Origin of the sequence: Brevundimonas sp., assembly GCF_046295075.1 — a bacterium.
GTDB lineage: Bacteria > Pseudomonadota > Alphaproteobacteria > Caulobacterales > Caulobacteraceae > Brevundimonas.
In genome coordinates this window covers 13312-31359 of the sequence record NZ_JBKBOC010000025.1, presented here as the reverse complement: position 1 = coordinate 31359, position 18048 = coordinate 13312, and the positions used below count along the sequence as shown (strand labels likewise).

Here is an 18048-nt window from a genome sequence, read left to right as displayed (position 1 = left end):
CGCAGTTCGCCTATGGCTACGGCCTGACCTATGCGCGCGGCGCCCGCGTCGGCGCCCTGTCGGAAGAGAGCGGCGTGGTCAGCGCGGGCAGCAGCCTGGATCGCTACTTCGTCGACGGCCGGTTCATCGCCCCCTGGTCGCTGATGCTGCGTGACGCAGGCGGCGAGTTCCGCCTGGGGGCCGAGAAGAGCGGCGCCAGCCCGCGCAGCGGGGTGTCCGTGCGCTCCACCGACGGGGCAGGCCAGGAATCGGCCCGCGCCCTGACCTTCTCGCAAGGCGGCGGACAGGCCCTGATCGCGGCTCAGCCGGTCGATCTGATCCGTCAGTCGAACGGCGAGATGGCCATTGCCTTCCGCTACCGCGTCGACGCCCGTGCGCAAGGCCCCGTCTTCCTGACGCTGGGCGCCGGATCGGTGGACATCACCAGCCTGGTGAACGCAGCCCCGGTCGGCGAGTGGCGCACGCTGAAGGTGCGGCTGTCGTGCCTGCGCGACACGGGCGCCGACCTCGCCGCCGTCGATCAGCCCTGGGGCCTGCGCACCGCCGCCGACTTCGCCGTCACCGTCGAGGACATCCGCCTCGCCTCCAACGAGGGCGACGCCGTCTGCCCAACACGGTAAGGCTAGGCTTCGAACGAACGGGGCAGACGCATGACGAACGCAGAATTGAGCGTGGCCTTCTTCCTGCAGATGGCCGTGATCATCGCCGTCTGCCGCATCGTCGGCTGGCTGGCCAAACGCTACCTCGGCCAGCCGCAGGTGGTGGGGGAGATGATCGCCGGGGTGATCTTGGGGCCGTCGCTGTTCGGCCTCCTGGCGCCCGATCTTCAAGCCGCCCTGTTTCCCAAGGAATCGAAATCCATCCTGTTCGTCGGCGCCCAGTTGGGCGTGGGTCTCTATATGTTCCTGGTCGGGCTGGGCTTCCGGCGCGATCACTTCAAGGCCAATGCGAAAAGCGCGGCGGCCGTGTCGCTGGCGGGGATGGCTGCGCCCTTTATGGTCGCGGTGGCCATTGCGCCCTGGCTGGTCAGCCAGGGCCTGTTCGGTCAGGGCATCCAGACCTGGCAGGCCATGCTGTTCATGGGCGCGGCCATCTCGATCACCGCCTTCCCCATGCTGGCGCGCATCATCCATGAGCGGGGCCTGAGCGGCACGCGGCTGGGTTCGCTGTCTCTGGCGGCCGGCGCCATCGACGACGCCGGCGCCTGGTGCGTCCTGGCCATCGTCCTGGCCAGCTTCGGTGCGGGGCCGATGGTGGCCGTGATGGCCATCGCCGGGGGCGGCGCGTTCGCACTGTTCATGCTGACGGTCGGACCGAAACTACTGGCGCCGCTGGGCCGCATCGTCGAGCGTGAAGGGCGGTTGAGCCCCACGGTGCTGGGGATCTTGCTGATCCTGTTCATGCTCAGCGCCTGGGCCATGGACGCGGTCGGCATCCACGCCGTCTTCGGCGGCTTCATCCTGGGCGTCGCCATGCCGCGCGGCCTGCTGAGCCAGGAGGTCAAGCGTCAGTTGGAGCCGTTCGCGGTTCTGGTGCTGCTGCCGATGTTCTTCACCTTCTCGGGCCTGAACACCCAACTGACCATGGTCAACAGCCTGGGCCTGCTGGCCGTGACCGCCGTCATCCTGCTGGGGTCCATACTGGCCAAGGGCGGGGCCTGCTGGGCCGCCGCGCGCCTGACGGGCCAGGACAACGCCACGGCCATGGGCATCGGCGCCCTGATGAACGCCCGCGGCCTGATGGAGCTTATCATCATCAACATCGGCCTGCAGCGCGGCATCATCGGCCCGGCCCTGTTCTCGATCCTGGTGCTGATGGCCATCATCACCACCCTGATGGCCTCGCCCCTGTTCGAATGGGTATACGGCAGGAAGGCGCGCGAACGCGGCGAACTGGTCGGCCTCGGCGACGCGGAGATCGACAGTGGATCAGATCGGCCGGTCGGCGCTCTGGCGAAGTCGTAAGGGGCCGATCCTCGCCACGCCTTCAGCCCGCCGCCCATGAGGCGGCGGCCCTTTCGCTTCAGTGATCGTCGATGAAGGCGGCGACCCAGACCAGAGGCGCGTTCCAGTTGATGGCGACCTCATTCAGGGCATAGGCCTGTATGTCGTCGGCCCAGCAGGCCTGGGCCGCGCACTTGCCGACGAGGGTTTTGGCGACATCGTCGATCATGGCCTGGTTGTTCGGCCCGCCCGACAGCGCGCCGGCAGGCGGCATGGGGTAGGCCGGGTTGGCCTGGTGCGCCCAGAAACGATGGTGAGGGTTCTGAACCGGCCGGTCGCCATAGCCCGTCACATAGGAACGATCCATCGGGTTACGGCCCAGGATGTAGTCGAGCGATGCGATCACCGCATTCCGGTAATTCCAGTCGCCCGTATAGTCGAACGCCGAGCCGAGGATGACGGCCCGGCTCATCAATGCGCCGTTCGAGCCCCACTCATATTTCGTGCCCGACACCGGCAGTCCATAGCCCTGGCCGTAACCTTCATCGACATAGGCGCGGGCCGCAGCGACGATATTGGCCCGCACAGTGACCAAATCCTCTGCCGCAAGCACGTCAGGCACGGTCGCAAGGGTCAAAGACCCCAGGGACGCGGTCCACGAGAAGCCCGGATCGCCCGTCGCGCTTTTGCCCGACAATGGCCCGCCCAGATAATAGGACGAGGTCTTCAGCGCCGTCAGATAGGCGGGGTTTCGGGTGGTCGCCAGAAGCTCTGCCGTGGCCCAATAAAACTCGTCCGAAAAGTCCTCGTCGCCATAGCCGCCGCCGCCGGCGAAGTTGGCGCTCGCCCGGACGTCGCGATTGCGCAGGGCGGCGCGCAAGGCGCGCTGAGACGCCGTCAGGCATTGACGCGCGAAACCGGGGTCGATGTCGCGCCAGATGCGTGCGCACTGCGCGCCGACCGCCGCCAGATTGAGGGTGGCCGCCGTGCTGGGCGGATACAGCAGGCGCGGCTGCGGATCGTCGGCCGGCACCAGCGGAAGGCCGGTCCATTGAGCGTCGTGAACCTTGTGATGCACCATGCCGCCGGCGTCGATCTCAGTCAGGGTCAGGGGCTGGCCCGGCGCCTGTGCGCCGACGGGAACCTTGGCCTTGACCCCATCGGGGATCTGCATCTTCAGCAGGAATTCGATCTCGTAGCGGGACTCGTCCAGCAGGTCGTTGACCCCGTTGCCGGCCTCCGGAATGTCGGCCTTGCCGTCGGCGAAGGCGCCCGCGCCCGGACCCTCGCGCACCATCGCCCGCTCGTAGGCGTTCAGCAGCATCCACACGGAAATCCCGCCATTGACGACATACTTGCCGTGGTCCCCGGCGTCGTACCAACCGCCGGTGACGTCGAGCGTGTAGTCGCAACCGGGCCAGACGACGCCGGCCGTATCCGCGCCCGAAAAACAGCCCGCCACTTCCTGAACATGGCCCGCCGCCCGCGCCAGATCAGGCCGTGCGACATGCTCGGCCAGGATCGGGACGCCTGCGCGGTTCTGATAGAAATAGGCGAGGGCGTCGTACTTCAGCCGAGCATGAGGATGCGACAGGATCGAGAACGGACGGCTTTCATGCGATCCGACAATCAACTTGTAACCTTCGCCATCCCTTTGCAAAGATTGAAAATCAACGGTGTGCACGCTCTGCCCGGAGGCCGCGTCCTGGCCGAAGACCTTGGAAACACCCTGCGCCACGACGGCGCCTGTACGATCCAGGACCCGCCAGGGCAGGGGCCGCGCCGCATTGTCTGGTACAGTCGCCGTCTTGGGGCCCTGGGTCTCAAAGCCGACCTGGCTCATTTGAACAGGTGCGGCTGCCGGCTCGGCATGCGCAGTCCCGAAGGCCGACATTAAGGCGATGGCCCCAACGCTCGATGCAAAGCTCTTCTTCACAGCCGTCTCCCTCAAATCCCAGCACCTCACCAAAAAGCAGCCTACCATTTGACAGCGCTGTCACAAGAGGATGATGTCTTTTTTGGAAGTTTACCTTGGGGATCGGACCGCGCTCTGTTCGACTAGCGAAACCCACTTCGGGCGTGGCATACGGGCACGTTAGATGGAGGAGCGCGAAGTTTCCAGACTGTCACAGCCTCGCCGCATGACGCTGTTTCTTGCGGCCTATCTCCTGCTGTTCCTGGCCACCTTCCTAGGTCTGGCTCCCGTGTTTCAGATCATCGCGCCGCTGCATGCAGGGGCGCTCGATCCGGACACCAAGACGGAGATCCTCAGCCGAGCCATGTTCTGGGGCGCGCTCGTGGCGGCGGCGAGCAATCTGATCATAGGCGCAATCAGCGACCGGACACGGTCTCGATTTGGTCGGCGGCGCCCGTGGATCGCCATTGGCGTAGTGCTGACGATCATTAGCTACATCGGTCTGTGGAGGGCATCGACCCCTGCCGAGTTCGTCTGGGCGGTGGTCGGATTCCAACTGGCGTTCAACACCCTCATGGCGCCGCTGTCCGCCGTCTTTGCAGACCGCGTGCCATTGGCGCTACGCAGCACCATCTCGGCTTTGCTCGGGCTGTCCTATCCCCTGGCGGTGGCCCTGGGGTCGAGCCTTATGGCGCTTGGCCCTCAGACCGAGCCGGGAAGGTTTATGCTTCTCGGCGCATTGCTGGTCACTGCGGCGGTGATCTTCCTGCTGAGTTCGCGCGAGCCTGACAGGCCAAACCCTCTCAACGCCGCGTCAGGTGAACGCCCCTGGCAAGTGGCTTCGCTAACGACGCCCTTTAAGTCCCGAAACTTTTCCGTGGTGTGGGGTTCCAGGCTCTTGATCGCCACCGGATATTCCTTCGTCAGCACCTATCTGTTGTTCTTCATCACGGACGCCTTGGGTCGGTCAGGCTCTTCGCCGGAACGTTTCCACGCCCTGCTGACGGGCGTGGGCTTTGCCAGCGTCATCGTCGTTACGGTTGTCGTCGCCCTATTCGGCAAGAAGATCATCCATCGACAATCCGTCGCCTTGGTCGGTGCGATCATCCTTTGTGCAGCGACAGCGCTTCTGTCGACCTCGGCGAATGGGGTGTTCGCGATCATCGCCTTTGCAGCTTACGGCATAGGGCAGGGCGCCTATGGGTCGGTGGAGATGGGTCTGATGGCCGATGCCCTTCCTTCTGCGGAGGACCGTGGCCGAGACATGGGGCTGAACAATCTGGCGGTCGCCTTGCCCCAGGCGATCGCACCGCTGGCGGCGCTGATCCTGACGGCCACCGGCGGCGACGTTCGTACGCTTTATGTCGCTGCATCCGGCTGTTTCGCCGGCGCCGTTGTGGTGCTTGGCCTGTTCCGGCGGACGCAAGGCTATCCAACGCTGTAGATCGGGTCGGCTGCCGGCATCGGTTGACGCGGCGGCGCCGCCAACACTTGCGGCCCTGTTCTTCGATTTCCAGTCCAAGAGCCCGGATTTTATGAATTCTTTAGGCGCACGGCGAGGACTCACATCGCGCCATTACGTGGCTTCATGGTCCTGTCCCGCTCCAACTTGAGCGAGGAGGCCGGATTGGCCGACGTGATCTTTCTGGCGGTGGGGGCAGGGGCGTTCGCCGCCTTCGCCCTGCTCGCCACAGCATTGAAACGGGTGTGACGATGATCGCCATGCTCTGGGGAGCGGGGGCGGTCGCCGTCGCCGTTTACATGGTCGCGGCGCTGCTGCGGCCCGAGCGGTTCTAGGGAACCGGGACGGAATTCATGAACATTCAAGGATGGGGCGAGATCGCCCTGACCCTTGGGCTGGCCGTAATGCTCGGCTGGCCCATCGGCATTTATATGTCGCGCGTCTGGAACGGCGAGCGGACCTGGCTGGACCCGGTGCTGAAGCCGGTGGAGGCCGTCTTCTATGGCGCGGCGGGGGTCGATCCGAAGCGCAGCCAGGGGTGGCTGGGCTATGCCGGCGCCCTGCTGGCCTTCAACCTGGCGGGCTTTGTCCTGCTGTATGCCATCCTGCGCCTGCAGGGCGTGTTGCCGCTGAACCCGCAAGGCTTTGCGGGCGTGTCGCCGCATCTGGCCTTCAACACCGCCGTCAGCTTCGTCACCAACACCAACTGGCAGAGCTATGGCGGGGAGACGACCCTGTCGACCTTCACCCAGATGGTCGGCCTGACGGTGCAGAACTTCGTTTCGGCCGCGACCGGCGCGACCATTGCGGCCGCCCTGGCGCGGGCCTTCGTCGCCAATCGGGGCGAGGGCGTCGGCAATTTCTGGGCCGATCTGACGCGGACCACCCTCTATGTGCTGCTGCCCGCCGCCCTGATCCTGGCCGTGACCCTGGCGGGTCTCGGCATCGTTCAGAGCCTGGCGGCCAACGTCCATGCGACCGGCGTCGAGGGCGGGGCGCAGACCCTGCCGCTGTTCCCGGCGGCCAGCCAGGTCGCCATCAAGCAACTGGGCATCAACGGCGGCGGCGTCTTCAACGTCAACGGCGCCCATCCGTTCGAGAACCCGAACGCCATCACCAACCTGCTGAGCGCCGTCGCGATCAACGTCATGGGCTGGGCCGCCTTCTTCGCCTTCGGCCGCACGGCCCTGGCGGGACGCGACATCAAGGCCCTGGCGACGGCGGCGCTGATCCTGCTGACCGTATCCAGCGCCGCCATGTATGTGATCGAGACCCAGCCGGCCCCGGCCCTGGTCGCGGCCCATGTGGATGCGTCGGTGAACATGGAGGGCAAGGAGGTCCGCTTCGGCGCGCCGGCCTCGACCGTCTGGTCCGTCGTCACGACCGGCGCCTCCAACGGCTCGGTCAACTCGATGCACGCCAGCTATATGCCGCTGGGCGGGGCCTTGCAGATGTTCCTGATGCAGCTGGGCGAGATCCTGCCCGGCGGCGTCGGTTCGGGCATCGCCATCATGGTCGTCATGGCCCTGCTGTCGGTCTTCGTCGCCGGCCTGATGGTCGGGCGGACGCCGGAATATCTGGGCAAGAAGATCGAGGCGCGCGAGATCCAGTTCGCCATGATCGCGGTGCTGATCCTGCCGCTGGCGGTGCTGGGGTTCTCGGCGATCTCAGCCGTCTTCCCGACGGCGCTGGCGGGCCTGCTGAACAAGGGGCCGCATGGTCTGTCCGAGATCCTGTACGCCTACACCTCTGCGGCGGCGAACAACGGTTCGGCCTTTGCGGGCCTGACCGCCAACGCGCCCTGGTGGAACACGACCCTGGGGCTGGGGATGCTGTTCGGGCGGTTCGTTCCGGCCGTCGCGGTGCTGGCCATCGCCGGCAGCCTGGTGGTCAAGCCCAAGCTGGCGCCCTCCACCGGCACCCTGCCCACCGACAACGGCCTGTTCATCGGCCTGCTGATCGGCGTGATCCTCATCCTCGGCGGCCTGCAGTTCCTGCCCGCCCTCGCCCTGGGACCGATCGTCGAGCACTTCCAGGTGCTCGCGGCGGTCGCCGGCGCCTGATCCTTCGGACATCCTGACATGACACAACTTACATTGGATCCACGCGAGGGCGGCCGTTCGTCGCCCCTCGCGGGCGGGCTATCGGGACAGATGATCGGCCGGGCCGTGGGCGACGCCTTCGTCAAGCTGAACCCCGTCAAACTGATCAAGAACCCGGTCATCTTCACCACCTGGATCGTGGCGCTTCTGTCCACGATCTCGGCTGCGGCGGCCATCGCCAGCGGTCAGTCGGCGGGCTTTGCGGTGCAACTGGCGCTGTGGCTGTGGGCCACGGTCCTGTTCGCCAACGTCGCCGAGAGCATCGCCGAAGGGCGGGGCAAGGCGGCCGCTGACAGTCTTCGCGCCACCCGCGTCACGACGAAGGCCAAGCTGATCGTCGACCCCAAGACCGGCACGGTGGTCCCGACCAACGCCTCCGAGCTTGAGGTCGGGTCGATCATCCTGGTCGAGGCCGGCGACGTGATCGCCTCGGACGGCGAGATCATCGAGGGCGTGGCCTCGGTCAATGAGGCCGCCATCACCGGCGAGAGCGCCCCGGTGATCCGCGAAAGCGGCGGCGACCGCTCGGCCGTGACCGGCGGCACCACCGTCGTCTCCGACTGGATCAAGGTCCGCATCACCGCCAAGCCAGGCTCGACCTTCCTCGACCGCATGATCGCCATGGTCGAGGGCGCGGACCGCAGGAAGACGCCGAACGAGCTGGCCCTGGCCGTGCTTCTGGCCGGCCTGACCCTGATCTTCCTGATCGCGGTCGTGACCCTGGTGGGCCTCGGCGCCTATTCGGGCGTCGATCTGGACCCTATCGTCCTGGGCGCCCTGTTCATCACCCTGATCCCGACGACGATCGGGGGCCTGATGTCCGCGGTCGGCATCGCCGGCATGGACCGGTTGCTGAAGGTCAATGTGCTGGCCACTTCGGGCCGTGCGGTGGAGGCGGCAGGCGACGTCGACACCCTGCTGCTCGACAAGACCGGCACCATCACCTTCGGCAACCGTATGGCGACCGAGGTCATTCCTGTCCCCGGCGTTCGTCCCGAGGCCGCTCTGGCCGCCGCCGTCATGGCGTCCCTGGCCGACGAGACGCCGGAAGGCCGGTCCATCGTCGAACTGGGCCGCAACGCCGGCGTCTCGGTCGATCAGCCGGCCGGCGCCGTCGCCATCCCCTTCACCGCCGTCACCCGCCAGTCAGGCCTGGATGTCGGCAAGGACAGCTGGCGCAAGGGCGCGGTCGATGCGGTGCTCAAGGATTTGAACCTGTCCGACGGCTCGGCCCCGGCCGAGTTCCGTCAGGCCGTGGACCGGATCGCCCGCTCGGGCGGCACGCCCCTGGCTGTGACCCAGAACGGCGTGCTGGTCGGCGTCATCCACCTGAAAGACGTGGTCAAGCCGGGCGTGAAGGCGCGCTTCGCCGACCTGCGCCGCATGGGTCTGCGCACCGTCATGATCACGGGCGACAACCCGGTGACGGCGGCGGCCATCGCGTCGGAGGCCGGGGTGGACGACTACCTCGCCGAGGCGACGCCCGAGGACAAGATGCGCCTGATCAAGGCCGAACAGGCCAAGGGTCGTCTGGTCGCCATGTGCGGCGACGGCGCCAATGATGCGCCTGCGTTGGCTCAGGCCGACGTCGGCGTGGCCATGCAGACCGGCGCCCAGGCCGCCCGCGAGGCCGGTAATATGGTCGATCTCGACAGCGACCCGACCAAGGTCATCGAGATCGTCGAGGTCGGCAAGCAACTGCTGATCACGCGCGGCGCCCTGACGACCTTCTCGGTCGCCAACGACGTGGCCAAGTATTTCGCCATCATCCCGGCGATGTTCGTGGTCGCCTTGCCGTCGCTGGGCGCGCTGAATGTGATGCGGCTGCACAGCCCCGAGAGCGCCATCCTGTCGGCGGTCATCTTCAACGCCCTGGTCATCGTCGCCCTGATCCCGCTTGCGCTGAAGGGCGTCAAATATCGGGCCATCGGCGCGGGCGCCCTCTTGGGTCGCAACCTGCTGATCTACGGGCTGGGCGGCCTGATCGCCCCGTTCGTCGGCATCAAGCTGATCGACCTCGTCATCTCCGGCCTGGGTCTGGCCTGATGCGCCAGGAGGTTTCCCGCATCCTTCAACTCGTCCTCGCAGTGCTGGTCATTGCGGCCCTGTGGGGCGTCGCGACGATGCGGGAAACCGACCAGCGCAACGGTTCGAACCTCAGAGCCATCCATCCTGTTCAAAATGAGAATTCCAATGCGTAAACCCCTCTCCAAGGCCTCGGGCCGTAATGACGCCTGGTTCGCCGCCGCCTGTATCGTCGGCATCGCCGGCCTGGGCCTGTGCAGCGAAGCCAAGGCGCAGGATGTTTCGGCAAACGTCGCCCTCACCTCTGATTACGTCTTCCGCGGCGTCAGCCAGACCCAGGAAAACCCGGCGATCTCGGCCGGCATCGACCTGACCAGCAACGGCTTCTATGCCGGCGGCTGGGCCTCCAACGTCGATTTCGGCGACGACACGGACGCCGAGGTCGACCTCTACGCCGGCTATCGGCCCGAGGTCGCCGGCTATGCCCTGGACTTCGGCGTGATCGGCTATCTGTACGCCGGTCAGCCGGACGGCGCGGACTATGACTATGTCGAGCTGAAAGCCGCCGCCTCGCGCGCGGTCGGCCCGGCCACCCTCGGGGCCGCAGTCTATTATTCGCCCGACTTCTTCGGCGCGTCGGAAGACGAAGCGACCTATGCCGAGATCAACGGCGCCGTCAGCCCGGCCGACAAATGGACCATCTCGGGCGCCGTCGGGCGTCAGTGGGTCTCGTCGGACCTGGACTACACCACCTGGAACCTGGGCGCGGCCTATCAGCTGACCAGCAATCTGGCCTTGGACGTCCGCTATCACGACACCGATCAACACGACTTCGGCGACATCTACGGCGCGCGCGCCGTGGCGACGCTGAAGGCCAGTTTCTGAGGCGACGACCATGGTCAATCAACTTCGCCCGGCCCTCGTCATGACGGCCCTGTTCACCCTGCTGCTGGGGCTGGCCTATCCGCTGGCCGTCACCGGCGTGGCCCAGGTCGCCTTCCCGGATCAGGCCAACGGCAGCCTTGTGCGCGACGCCGGCGGTCAGGTGGTCGGTTCCTCGTTGATCGGGCAGCCGTTCGCGGGCGCGACCTATCTGCATCCGCGCCCCTCGGCGGCGGGCGACGGCTATGACGCCGCCGCCTCGTCCGGCTCGAACCTGGGGCCGCTGAATCCGGACCTGACGACGCGGGTCGCCGAAACCGCCCAGGCCATTCGCGCCGAGGACGGTCCGGGCGTCATCCCCGCCGATGCGGTGACGACCTCGGGTTCGGGCCTCGACCCGGACGTGTCTCCGGCCTACGCTCGGCTTCAGGCCGCGCGGATCGCCCGCGCCAGAGGCGTTCCCGTGCAGCAGGTCCAGAGCATCATCGACGAGCGGACCGAGGGAGCCTTCCTCGGCTTCATCGGCCAGCCGCACGTCAATGTCCTGATGACCAATCGCGCGCTGGACGCCCGCTTCGGCGCGGAGGGCTGATTGCCCGAGGCCGAGGCCGAAACGTCCGCGACTTCAGCCGTTCCGCGCCGCAAGCGCGGGCGGCTGAAGGTGTTTCTGGGCATGTCGCCCGGCGTGGGCAAGACCTATGAGATGCTGCGCGCCGCCCGCCGTCGAAAGGCCGAGGGGCTGGATGTCGTCGTCGGCGTGGTCGAGACCCACGGCCGCAAGGAGACGATGAGCCTGCTGCGCGGGCTGGACGTCATGCCGCGCGCGCCGATCGACCACCGCGACCGCGCGCTGATGGAGTTCGATCTCGACGGCGCCCTGGCGCGGCGACCCGAACTGCTGCTGGTCGACGAATACGCCCACTCCAATGCGCCGGGGTCGCGCCATCCGAAACGGTGGCAGGACGTGGAGGAACTGCGCGATGCCGGCATCGACGTCTGGACGACGCTGAACATCCAGCATCTGGAGAGCCTGTCCGACGTCGTCCTGCGCATCACCGGGGTGCGCCAGAGGGAGGCCGTGCCCGACAGCGCCTTGACCGGCGCCGACGACATCGAGGTCGTGGACATCACGCCCGAGGACCTGCGGGCGCGTCTGGCCGAGGGCAAGGTCTATGTGCCCGAGACGGCGCGGGTGGCGTCCGAGAACTTCTTCAAGATCGAGAACCTGACGGCGTTGCGCGAACTGGCCCTGCGCCGCGCGGCCCAGACGGTGGACGACCAGTTGCTGTCGCATCTGCGCGAGCGCGGCGTGGCGGGGCCGTGGGCGGCGAACGAGCGGATCCTGGTCCTGGTCGGCGGCGACGCCATGACCGCCTCGCTGGTGCGGACCGGGCGGCGGATGTCGGACATGATGATGGACGCCCCCTGGTCGGTGGCTCACGTCGAACGGCCCAGCGGATCGCGCGCCGACGCCCGCTCGGCAGGCCGCCTGTCCGAGGGCTTCAAGCTGGCCGAGCAGTTGGGCGGACGGCCTGTGACGATCAGCGGCGACGACGTGGTGCGCGCCGTGCTGGATCACGCCCACCGCAACAACGTCACCCAGATCGTCATCGGCAAGACGCTCGGCGGGCGGTTCGCCGAATGGACCGGCCGGGCGCTGGCGACGGAACTGCTGCGCAAGGCCCAGGGCGTGGCCGTCCACGTCGTGACCGAGGGCGATCTGACGGCGCCCGAACCCTCGCTCAAGCCCGGTCCCCGAGCGGCGCTGGAATGGCGCGCCTATACGACCGGCGCGGGCTTCGTCGTGGCCGCGACCGGCGTCGCCCTGTTGCTGGACACGCGGTTCGAGCGGGTCGATCTGGGCGTCATCTATCTGGCGGCTGTGGTGGCGGCGGGGGTTCTGAACGGCTTGCGGCCTGCGCTGGCGGCGGCGACCCTGGCCTTCCTGACCTACAACTTCCTCTTCCTTCAGCCGCTCTACAGCTTCCTGATCGGCTCGCCGACGGACGTGCTGACCCTGATCCTGTTCTGGGCCGTGGCCCTTGGGACCGGGGCCTTGGCGGGGAGGGTGCGCGAACAGGCCAGGGCGGCCCAGCGTCGCGCCGCCGCCGTCTCGGCCCTTCTGGCCGCCAGCCAGACCCTGTCGGCGGGCCAGGATCGCGCGACCACGGCCCGCACCCTGGCCGAACAGGCCTCCGCCGCCGCTGGGGCCGGGGCGGTCGTCCTGCTGCCCGAAGACGACGATCTTATCCTTACGGCCGCCAGCCCCGAAGGCGTCACCCTGGCCCCCGACGCCATGGCCGCCGCCCGCTGGGCCTGGACCCATGGCGAGGTGACGGGACACGGCACCGGCACCCTGCCGCAGACACACTGGCGGTTTCAGCCTTTACAGGGCGTGCGCGGGCGGGCCGGCGTCGCGGGCATCGACGCCTCGGCCGTGGCGGCGGGCTCGGACGAGGAACGTCTGGCCATGGCCCTGCTGGATCAGGGCGCCGTGGCGCTGGAGCGGGCCGACCTGGCGGGTCAGGCGCTGGAGACCGAGACCCTGCGTCGCGCCGACCGTTTCCGCGCCGCCCTGATGAACTCGGTCAGCCACGATCTGCGCACGCCCCTGTCCACGGTCCTGGGGTCGGCGACGACCCTGATCGACTATGGCGCGACCCTGAAGCCCGAGGTCCGCGACGACCTGCTGCTCAGCATCCGCGAAGAGGCCGAACGCCTGTCGCGCTATGTCGGCGACCTGTTGGACATGACCCGGCTGGAGGGCGGGGGGCTGAACGTCCGCACCGACTGGAGCGATGTGCGCGATATCCTGAACGCCGCCGCCGACCGGGTGTCGCGCCGCCTGGGCCAGCGCCGCATCACCCGCGACTTCCCGGCCCAGCTCAGCATGGTCGAGGCCGATCCGGGCCTGCTGGAACAGGCCGTGGTCAACATCCTGGAAAACGCCATCGCCTACAGCCCCGACGGCACGACCATCGAACTGGCGGCCTATGAGGATCGCGGCGCCGTCGTCATCTCCATCGAGGACGAGGGGCGCGGCATTCCCACCGCCGAGCTGGAACGGGTGTTCGACAAGTTCCGCCGCATGGAGGAATCCACCGACCGCGCAAAAGGCGCCGGCCTGGGCCTGGCCATCGCCAAGGGTTTCGTCGAGGCCATGCGCGGCCGCATCGCCGCCGCCAGCCCGATCCAGGATGGACCGGACGGCGGCAAGCTGGGCACCCGCATCCTGATCAGCCTGCCCAAGTCCATAGCCACCCACCGGGATTTGCTGTGATGTCCGCCGTTCGCCCCCAGGTTCTGGTCATCGACGACGAGCCCCAGATCCACCGCTTCCTGGCCCCCGCCCTGGACGCCGCCGGCTATGAGCCCCGCCGGGCCGACAGCGGTCAGGAGGGGCTGCGCGCCATCGCCCTGTGGAGCCCCGATGCGGTGGTGCTGGACCTGGGTCTGCCCGACATGGACGGCAAGGACGTGCTGACGCGGGCGCGCGACTTCTATCAGGGACCGATCATCGTCCTGTCGGCGCGAGACCGAGAGGCCGAGAAGATCACGGCCCTGGACCTGGGCGCCAACGACTATGTGGAAAAGCCGTTCGGCGTCGGCGAACTGCTGGCCCGCATCAGGGCGGGCCTACGTCAGGGCGCGCTGACGCCGGTCGCGGGCGGTGTGGTCACGGCGGGCGATGTCGTGATCGACCTGGACCGCCGCATCGTCACCCGCGCCGGCGAGCGGGTGAAGCTGCGGCCCAAGGAATACGACGTCCTGGCCTATCTGGCGCGCAACGCCGGCAAGGTGCTGGGCCATGTCGATCTGCTCAAGACCGTCTGGGGCGCCGGCCATGCCGACGACGTCCAGTATCTGCGCGTCGTCGTGGGCCAACTGCGGCACAAGCTGGAGGCGGACCCCGCCCAGCCGGCTCTACTCGTGACAGAGCCGGGCGTGGGTTATCGGCTGATGGACTGATCCAAAGTTCTGCCAGGATTAGGCGAGGACTGCATCAGGGGGCGGGGTTCATCTATGCGCGCTTCCTGACGAAGACCGTCCCGGCGGAATAGCCGGCGCCGAAGCTGCAGATCAGGCCGGTGTCGCCCGCCTCGAACCCATCGTTGTGCAGGTGGAAGGCGATGATCGACCCGGCCGACGAGGTGTTGGCGTAGTCGTCCAGGATGATGACGTTCTCGTCCGCCGAGGGCTCGCGCCCCAGCACCTTCTTGCCGATCATTGTGTTCATGTTGATGTTGGCCTGGTGCAGCCACAACCGCTTCAATTCCTGCGGATTCAGGCCCAGTTCGCCGGCGTGATCGACGATCATGTCCGACACCATCGGCACCACGTCGCGGAAGACCTTGCGGCCCTGCTGGATGAACAGCTTGTCGTTCTGGACGCTGTCGTCGGCAGCCGGCGTATCCAGATGCGCGGTGTCGCGCGCGTTGCGGTTCAGGAAGCCGAAGTTGTTGCGGATATTGTTGGAGAAGGTCGTCTTCAGTCGCGTGCCCAGCACGTCCCAGCCGCCCGGTCCCGCCGTCTCGGCCGATTCCACGATCACGGCCGTCGCCACGTCACCGAAGATGAAATGGCTGTCGCGGTCGGTGAAGTTCAGGTGAGCCGAACAGACCTCCGGGTTGACCATCAGCACGGCCTTGACCGAGCCGCCGGCGATGAAGTCCGTCGCCGTCTTGATGCCGAAGGTCGCCGAGCTGCACGCCACGTTCATGTCGAAGGCGAAGCCCTCGATGCCCAGGGCCTGCTGAACCTCGATCGCCATGGCGGGATAGGCGCGCTGCATGTTCGAGGCGGCGCACAGGACGGCGCCGATCTCGCTGACCGGCTTGCCCCAGGCCTCGATGGCCTGACGCGCGGCCTTGACCGCCATCTCGGCCAGGATGGAAATCTCGTCATTGGAGCGTTCGGCCAGGTTCGGGGCCATCCGCTCGGGATCGATGATCCCGGCCTTGTCCAGCACGAACCGGCTCTTGATGCCCGAGGCCTTCTCGATGAACTCGGGCGAGGAGTGGGCCTTGGCCTCCAGTTCGCCGGCCTCGATCTGGGCGGCGTGGCGGGCGTTCCAGCGGTCGGCCCAGGCGTTGTAGCTGTCGACCAGTTCGGCGTTGGAGACCGATTGTTCGGGGGTGAAGAGGCCGGTGGCGGCGATGACGGCGTGGGTCACTTTGTTCTTGTCCTATCGCTCGACGCGCGGCGTCTCGCTGCTTGAGGATGTCTTGGTCTGTTTGAGGACAGTCCGTTTCCTATCAGAACGCGTCAATAGGACGGCGGCGGCCTGCGGTCGAGACTGGCGATGATCCCGGCAGCCCATCGCTGGATCTGGCCGCGCGGCGCCTTGGGCGTGGGCTGGTCGCGCGCCGCGATCAGGGCCTGGACCAGGTCTTCCGCCTCGCAGGGCCAGCCCGACGGCGTGACATAGATCGGATAGTGGATCAGGGCCGCCAGGATCAGGTGATCGACCGTCGCCCGGCGGCTGCGGCGCGCGAACGTCAGCCGGTCGTCGGTCAGCCCCCATCCGGCATAGAAGGGCCGGCCATAGACTGACACGGCCTTGCCCCGCATCAGGGCCTCGAACCCGGTCAGCGAAGTCAGGGTCGCCACGCGTCGACAGGCGTTCAGGCAGTCGATGATGTCCAGGCCATCCGCGCTGGCGTCCACCGAGGCCATGGCCGAGGCGTCCAGCCGCCCCGGACGGTTGCCCGCCAGCACATCGGGATGGTTGCGATAGACCAGGAAGGCCTCGGGATGATCCGCCCGCGCCGCCTCGACCAGGGCGGAGTTGGTGGCCAGATCGGGCTCGCAGCCCAGCAGGATCGACTTGTCGTTCTCGACCTGGCCGACGACCAGCAGGATGTCGCGATCGGCACTCCTGTCTTTGGGCCAGTCCTCCGGCGCCTTGCCCTTCAGATTATATTTCGACAGGCCCGCCTCGACGATGCGGGTGCGCAGGGCGGCGGCGCGGGCCAGCTGGGCGGGCGTGGCCTCGGTGGTCTCGATCAGGGTCTCCAGCCGCGACGGACGCGACGGGTCGTAATAGACGCCCTGGTCGTCCAGGGCGACCGACAGGGCGCCGACGAAGTCCGACCCCAGGCCGCGCGAGCGGATGAAACCGTCCTCCATGCGGACGGTGGGGCCGGCGAAGTCTGCGGCGGCGGCGCGCACGGCCTCGCTCTCCTTGCCCGCCCACCAGATCAGCCGGCCGTTGGTGGCGGCGGCGTGGGCGGCGGCGCGCGACGGCGACATGAAATAGCGCATCCGCGCCTTGGGCGAGTTCAGCAGGCGGCGCACCGGCGGGCGTTTGGCCGGGGCGAAGCCGACGGCCGACCAGGGTCCCGCCAGACGGTCGGCCCGGTCACGCAGGGCGATCAACCGCTCCAGCGCCTGTTCGGCCTCGCACCGTTCGCCGGTGACGGGATCGACATAGCGGCTGTAGGCGATCAGGGCGGCGGCGGCGACCTGCTCCACCGTGCGGGCGACGCCGCGACGGCCGGTGTCCACGGCGTCGGTCGTCAGGCCCCAGCCGGAATAGAAGGGCACCCCGAAACACCGCACCGGCAGGCCCCGCAACAGGGCCTCGAACCCAAGCGCGGAGGTGACGCAATAGACGGCGTCCACCGCCGCCAGCAGGTCGGCGGGCCGCACGTCGGCGTCCACCAGGGTGACGCCGGACAGGTCCGTAACGCAGCCGCGCTTTTTCCCCGCCGCCACCGCCGGGTGGCGTTTGACGATCAGCTGTGCGTCGGGTTCGTCGCGCCGGGCGGCGGCGACCATGGCGTCGAAACTCTGGGCCGTCGCCAGACCATGGGCGATGGAGGCGTCGCCGAACGTCTGGTCCACGATCAACACACGCCGACCGGGCTTCAACAGTCCCAGATCCAGCGGCCCGCCCATGTTCGTCTTGGACACGCCCGAGGCGACGATCCGGTCGATCAGACCGCGCGCGCGGGCGATCATGGCCGGGTCGCACCAGTCGTCGGCCGTCTGGATGAAATGCTCCAACCGGCTGGGCCGCGTCGCATCGTAATAGACGCCCAGATCGTCGACGATAAGGCTCAGGCTGGTCGCCCCCGCCTCGCCGATCCCGACCGATCTCAGGAAGCCGTCCTCCAGCGCCACATAGGGACGCCCGTACTTCTGCGCCCAACGCCGCCCCGCCGCCGCCGTCGGCTTCATCCCCCAGCCGAGCACCGCCTGCACATCGTCCCCCGGCAGGCGACGCAGCTCGTAGTCAGGCAGGAAGACGTCGAGAAACGGGACCTTCAGCACGCCGGGCGCGCAGACCCAGGCGGGGGTTTTGACGGCGATGTCCGAGGCTGGGGTCAAGGCGGGTCCGATTCAGACGCGAAAAACAGGGTCTGAATAGTCTGAATAGTCTGAAATGGCCGCGCTGAAATTGAACGGCGCAGGTGGAAACCGGTGCAATAGGCGAAACAGTGCAATTCGGCGACGCCTCATCCCTTCGACCTCAGGCTGTTTCAACGACGCCCATCCTAGCAGGGTTTTGACGAGCGCCCGGTTGATAGGGGCCGGTGATGGATAAGGCGTTGGAAACGCGGGCATTGGGGCAGCGTCATTAGGAGGGCTGGGAGAGACGTTGTCACGACCTGACACTTCCCTCGCAAACCGGGGAGGGTCTGAGCGTCAGCCCCGCGTCACCTCCCTGCGCGCGAAGACGCGCGGGGAGGACAGGTCGCGTAGCGACCAGGAGGG

15 protein-coding genes are annotated in these 18048 nt (G+C 67.6%); 12 read left to right on the top strand and 3 right to left on the bottom strand.

The genetic code is table 11. The features are described from left to right. Together ACK4MH_RS14965 and ACK4MH_RS14960 are read left to right on the top strand one after the other, a co-directional pair. A partial coding sequence (locus ACK4MH_RS14965) for a putative glycoside hydrolase (protein ID WP_409719784.1) occupies window positions 1-620 on the top strand: 620 nt, incomplete at its 5' end. A gap of 30 nt (window positions 621-650) precedes the next feature. Further along, window positions 651-1964 carry a cation:proton antiporter gene (locus ACK4MH_RS14960; protein WP_409719782.1) on the top strand — a complete coding sequence of 438 codons (1314 nt, stop codon included), beginning with the start codon at window positions 651-653 and terminating at the stop codon, window positions 1962-1964. Between the two features lie 58 nt (window positions 1965-2022). Here the strand turns inward: ACK4MH_RS14960 and ACK4MH_RS14955 are convergent, their stop codons facing one another. After that, window positions 2023-3786 (bottom strand): glycoside hydrolase family 9 protein, encoded by a 1764-nt coding sequence (locus ACK4MH_RS14955; RefSeq protein WP_409719780.1) that lies wholly within the window; start codon window positions 3784-3786, stop codon window positions 2023-2025. A 298-nt stretch (window positions 3787-4084) separates the two neighbouring features. On the opposite strand from ACK4MH_RS14955, the gene ACK4MH_RS14950 reads away from it, so the two are divergent. The 10 genes from ACK4MH_RS14950 (at window position 4085) to ACK4MH_RS14905 (ending at window position 14298) form a co-directional block, all read left to right on the top strand. Next, the gene (locus tag ACK4MH_RS14950) at window positions 4085-5302 is read left to right on the top strand and encodes an MFS transporter (RefSeq protein ID WP_409719778.1); all 1218 of its coding nucleotides are present in this window, start codon (window positions 4085-4087) and stop codon (window positions 5300-5302) included. 144 nt (window positions 5303-5446) lie between these two features. Then, a complete protein-coding gene (locus tag ACK4MH_RS14945; RefSeq protein WP_409719776.1) occupies window positions 5447-5569 on the top strand; it encodes a hypothetical protein in 123 nt (40 codons plus the stop codon). A 2-nt stretch (window positions 5570-5571) separates the two neighbouring features. Further along, window positions 5572-5655 (top strand): potassium-transporting ATPase subunit F, encoded by an 84-nt coding sequence (locus ACK4MH_RS14940; protein ID WP_409719786.1) that lies wholly within the window; start codon window positions 5572-5574, stop codon window positions 5653-5655. Window positions 5656-5673: 18 nt separating this feature from the next. Beyond that, complete coding sequence (gene kdpA, locus ACK4MH_RS14935; protein ID WP_409719774.1) at window positions 5674-7383, top strand: potassium-transporting ATPase subunit KdpA; 1710 nt, start codon at window positions 5674-5676, stop codon at window positions 7381-7383. A gap of 18 nt (window positions 7384-7401) precedes the next feature. Continuing rightward, window positions 7402-9468 (top strand): potassium-transporting ATPase subunit KdpB, encoded by a 2067-nt coding sequence (gene kdpB, locus ACK4MH_RS14930; protein ID WP_409719772.1) that lies wholly within the window; start codon window positions 7402-7404, stop codon window positions 9466-9468. Continuing rightward, window positions 9468-9623 carry a hypothetical protein gene (locus ACK4MH_RS14925; protein WP_409719770.1) on the top strand — a complete coding sequence of 52 codons (156 nt, stop codon included), beginning with the start codon at window positions 9468-9470 and terminating at the stop codon, window positions 9621-9623. The genes kdpB and ACK4MH_RS14925 overlap by 1 nt, the downstream gene beginning before the upstream one ends. Continuing rightward, on the top strand, window positions 9616-10332 hold the full coding sequence (locus ACK4MH_RS14920) for a TorF family putative porin (protein ID WP_409719768.1): 717 nt from the start codon (window positions 9616-9618) through the stop codon (window positions 10330-10332). The genes ACK4MH_RS14925 and ACK4MH_RS14920 overlap by 8 nt, the downstream gene beginning before the upstream one ends. 10 nt (window positions 10333-10342) lie before the next feature. Then, window positions 10343-10921: a K(+)-transporting ATPase subunit C gene (kdpC, locus tag ACK4MH_RS14915; protein ID WP_409719766.1), complete on the top strand. Its 579-nt coding sequence runs from the start codon at window positions 10343-10345 to the stop codon at window positions 10919-10921. Continuing rightward, on the top strand, window positions 10922-13609 hold the full coding sequence (locus tag ACK4MH_RS14910) for a DUF4118 domain-containing protein (protein ID WP_409719764.1): 2688 nt from the start codon (window positions 10922-10924) through the stop codon (window positions 13607-13609). It abuts the gene before it with no gap. Then, window positions 13609-14298, top strand: coding sequence for a response regulator (locus tag ACK4MH_RS14905; RefSeq protein WP_409719761.1), 690 nt, complete (start codon window positions 13609-13611; stop codon window positions 14296-14298). The genes ACK4MH_RS14910 and ACK4MH_RS14905 overlap by 1 nt, the downstream gene beginning before the upstream one ends. A gap of 52 nt (window positions 14299-14350) precedes the next feature. Here ACK4MH_RS14905 and ACK4MH_RS14900 read toward each other — a convergent pair whose 3' ends face one another. Both ACK4MH_RS14900 and ACK4MH_RS14895 read right to left on the bottom strand, forming a co-directional pair. Continuing rightward, the gene (locus tag ACK4MH_RS14900) at window positions 14351-15502 is read right to left on the bottom strand and encodes a beta-ketoacyl-ACP synthase III (protein WP_409719759.1); all 1152 of its coding nucleotides are present in this window, start codon (window positions 15500-15502) and stop codon (window positions 14351-14353) included. Window positions 15503-15594: 92 nt separating this feature from the next. Next, on the bottom strand, window positions 15595-17661 hold the full coding sequence (locus ACK4MH_RS14895) for a capsular polysaccharide biosynthesis protein (protein WP_409719757.1): 2067 nt from the start codon (window positions 17659-17661) through the stop codon (window positions 15595-15597). Between the last annotated feature and the right edge of the window lie 387 nt (window positions 17662-18048).

Excerpts from the sequence above, each read along its gene's own strand:
- ACK4MH_RS14950 (WP_409719778.1), top strand. The coding sequence starts at position 4,085 with ATGACGCTGTTTCTTGCGGCCTATCTCCTGCTGTTCCTGGCCACCTTC.
- kdpC (WP_409719766.1), top strand. The coding sequence starts at position 10,343 with ATGGTCAATCAACTTCGCCCGGCCCTCGTCATGACGGCCCTGTTCACC.
- kdpA (WP_409719774.1), top strand. The coding sequence starts at position 5,674 with ATGAACATTCAAGGATGGGGCGAGATCGCCCTGACCCTTGGGCTGGCC.
- ACK4MH_RS14925 (WP_409719770.1), top strand. The coding sequence starts at position 9,468 with ATGCGCCAGGAGGTTTCCCGCATCCTTCAACTCGTCCTCGCAGTGCTG.
- ACK4MH_RS14960 (WP_409719782.1), top strand. The coding sequence starts at position 651 with ATGACGAACGCAGAATTGAGCGTGGCCTTCTTCCTGCAGATGGCCGTG.
- ACK4MH_RS14905 (WP_409719761.1), top strand. The coding sequence starts at position 13,609 with ATGTCCGCCGTTCGCCCCCAGGTTCTGGTCATCGACGACGAGCCCCAG.
- ACK4MH_RS14955 (WP_409719780.1), bottom strand. The coding sequence starts at position 3,786 with ATGAGCCAGGTCGGCTTTGAGACCCAGGGCCCCAAGACGGCGACTGTA.
- kdpB (WP_409719772.1), top strand. The coding sequence starts at position 7,402 with ATGACACAACTTACATTGGATCCACGCGAGGGCGGCCGTTCGTCGCCC.
- ACK4MH_RS14920 (WP_409719768.1), top strand. The coding sequence starts at position 9,616 with ATGCGTAAACCCCTCTCCAAGGCCTCGGGCCGTAATGACGCCTGGTTC.
- ACK4MH_RS14945 (WP_409719776.1), top strand. The coding sequence starts at position 5,447 with ATGGTCCTGTCCCGCTCCAACTTGAGCGAGGAGGCCGGATTGGCCGAC.
- ACK4MH_RS14940 (WP_409719786.1), top strand. The coding sequence starts at position 5,572 with ATGATCGCCATGCTCTGGGGAGCGGGGGCGGTCGCCGTCGCCGTTTAC.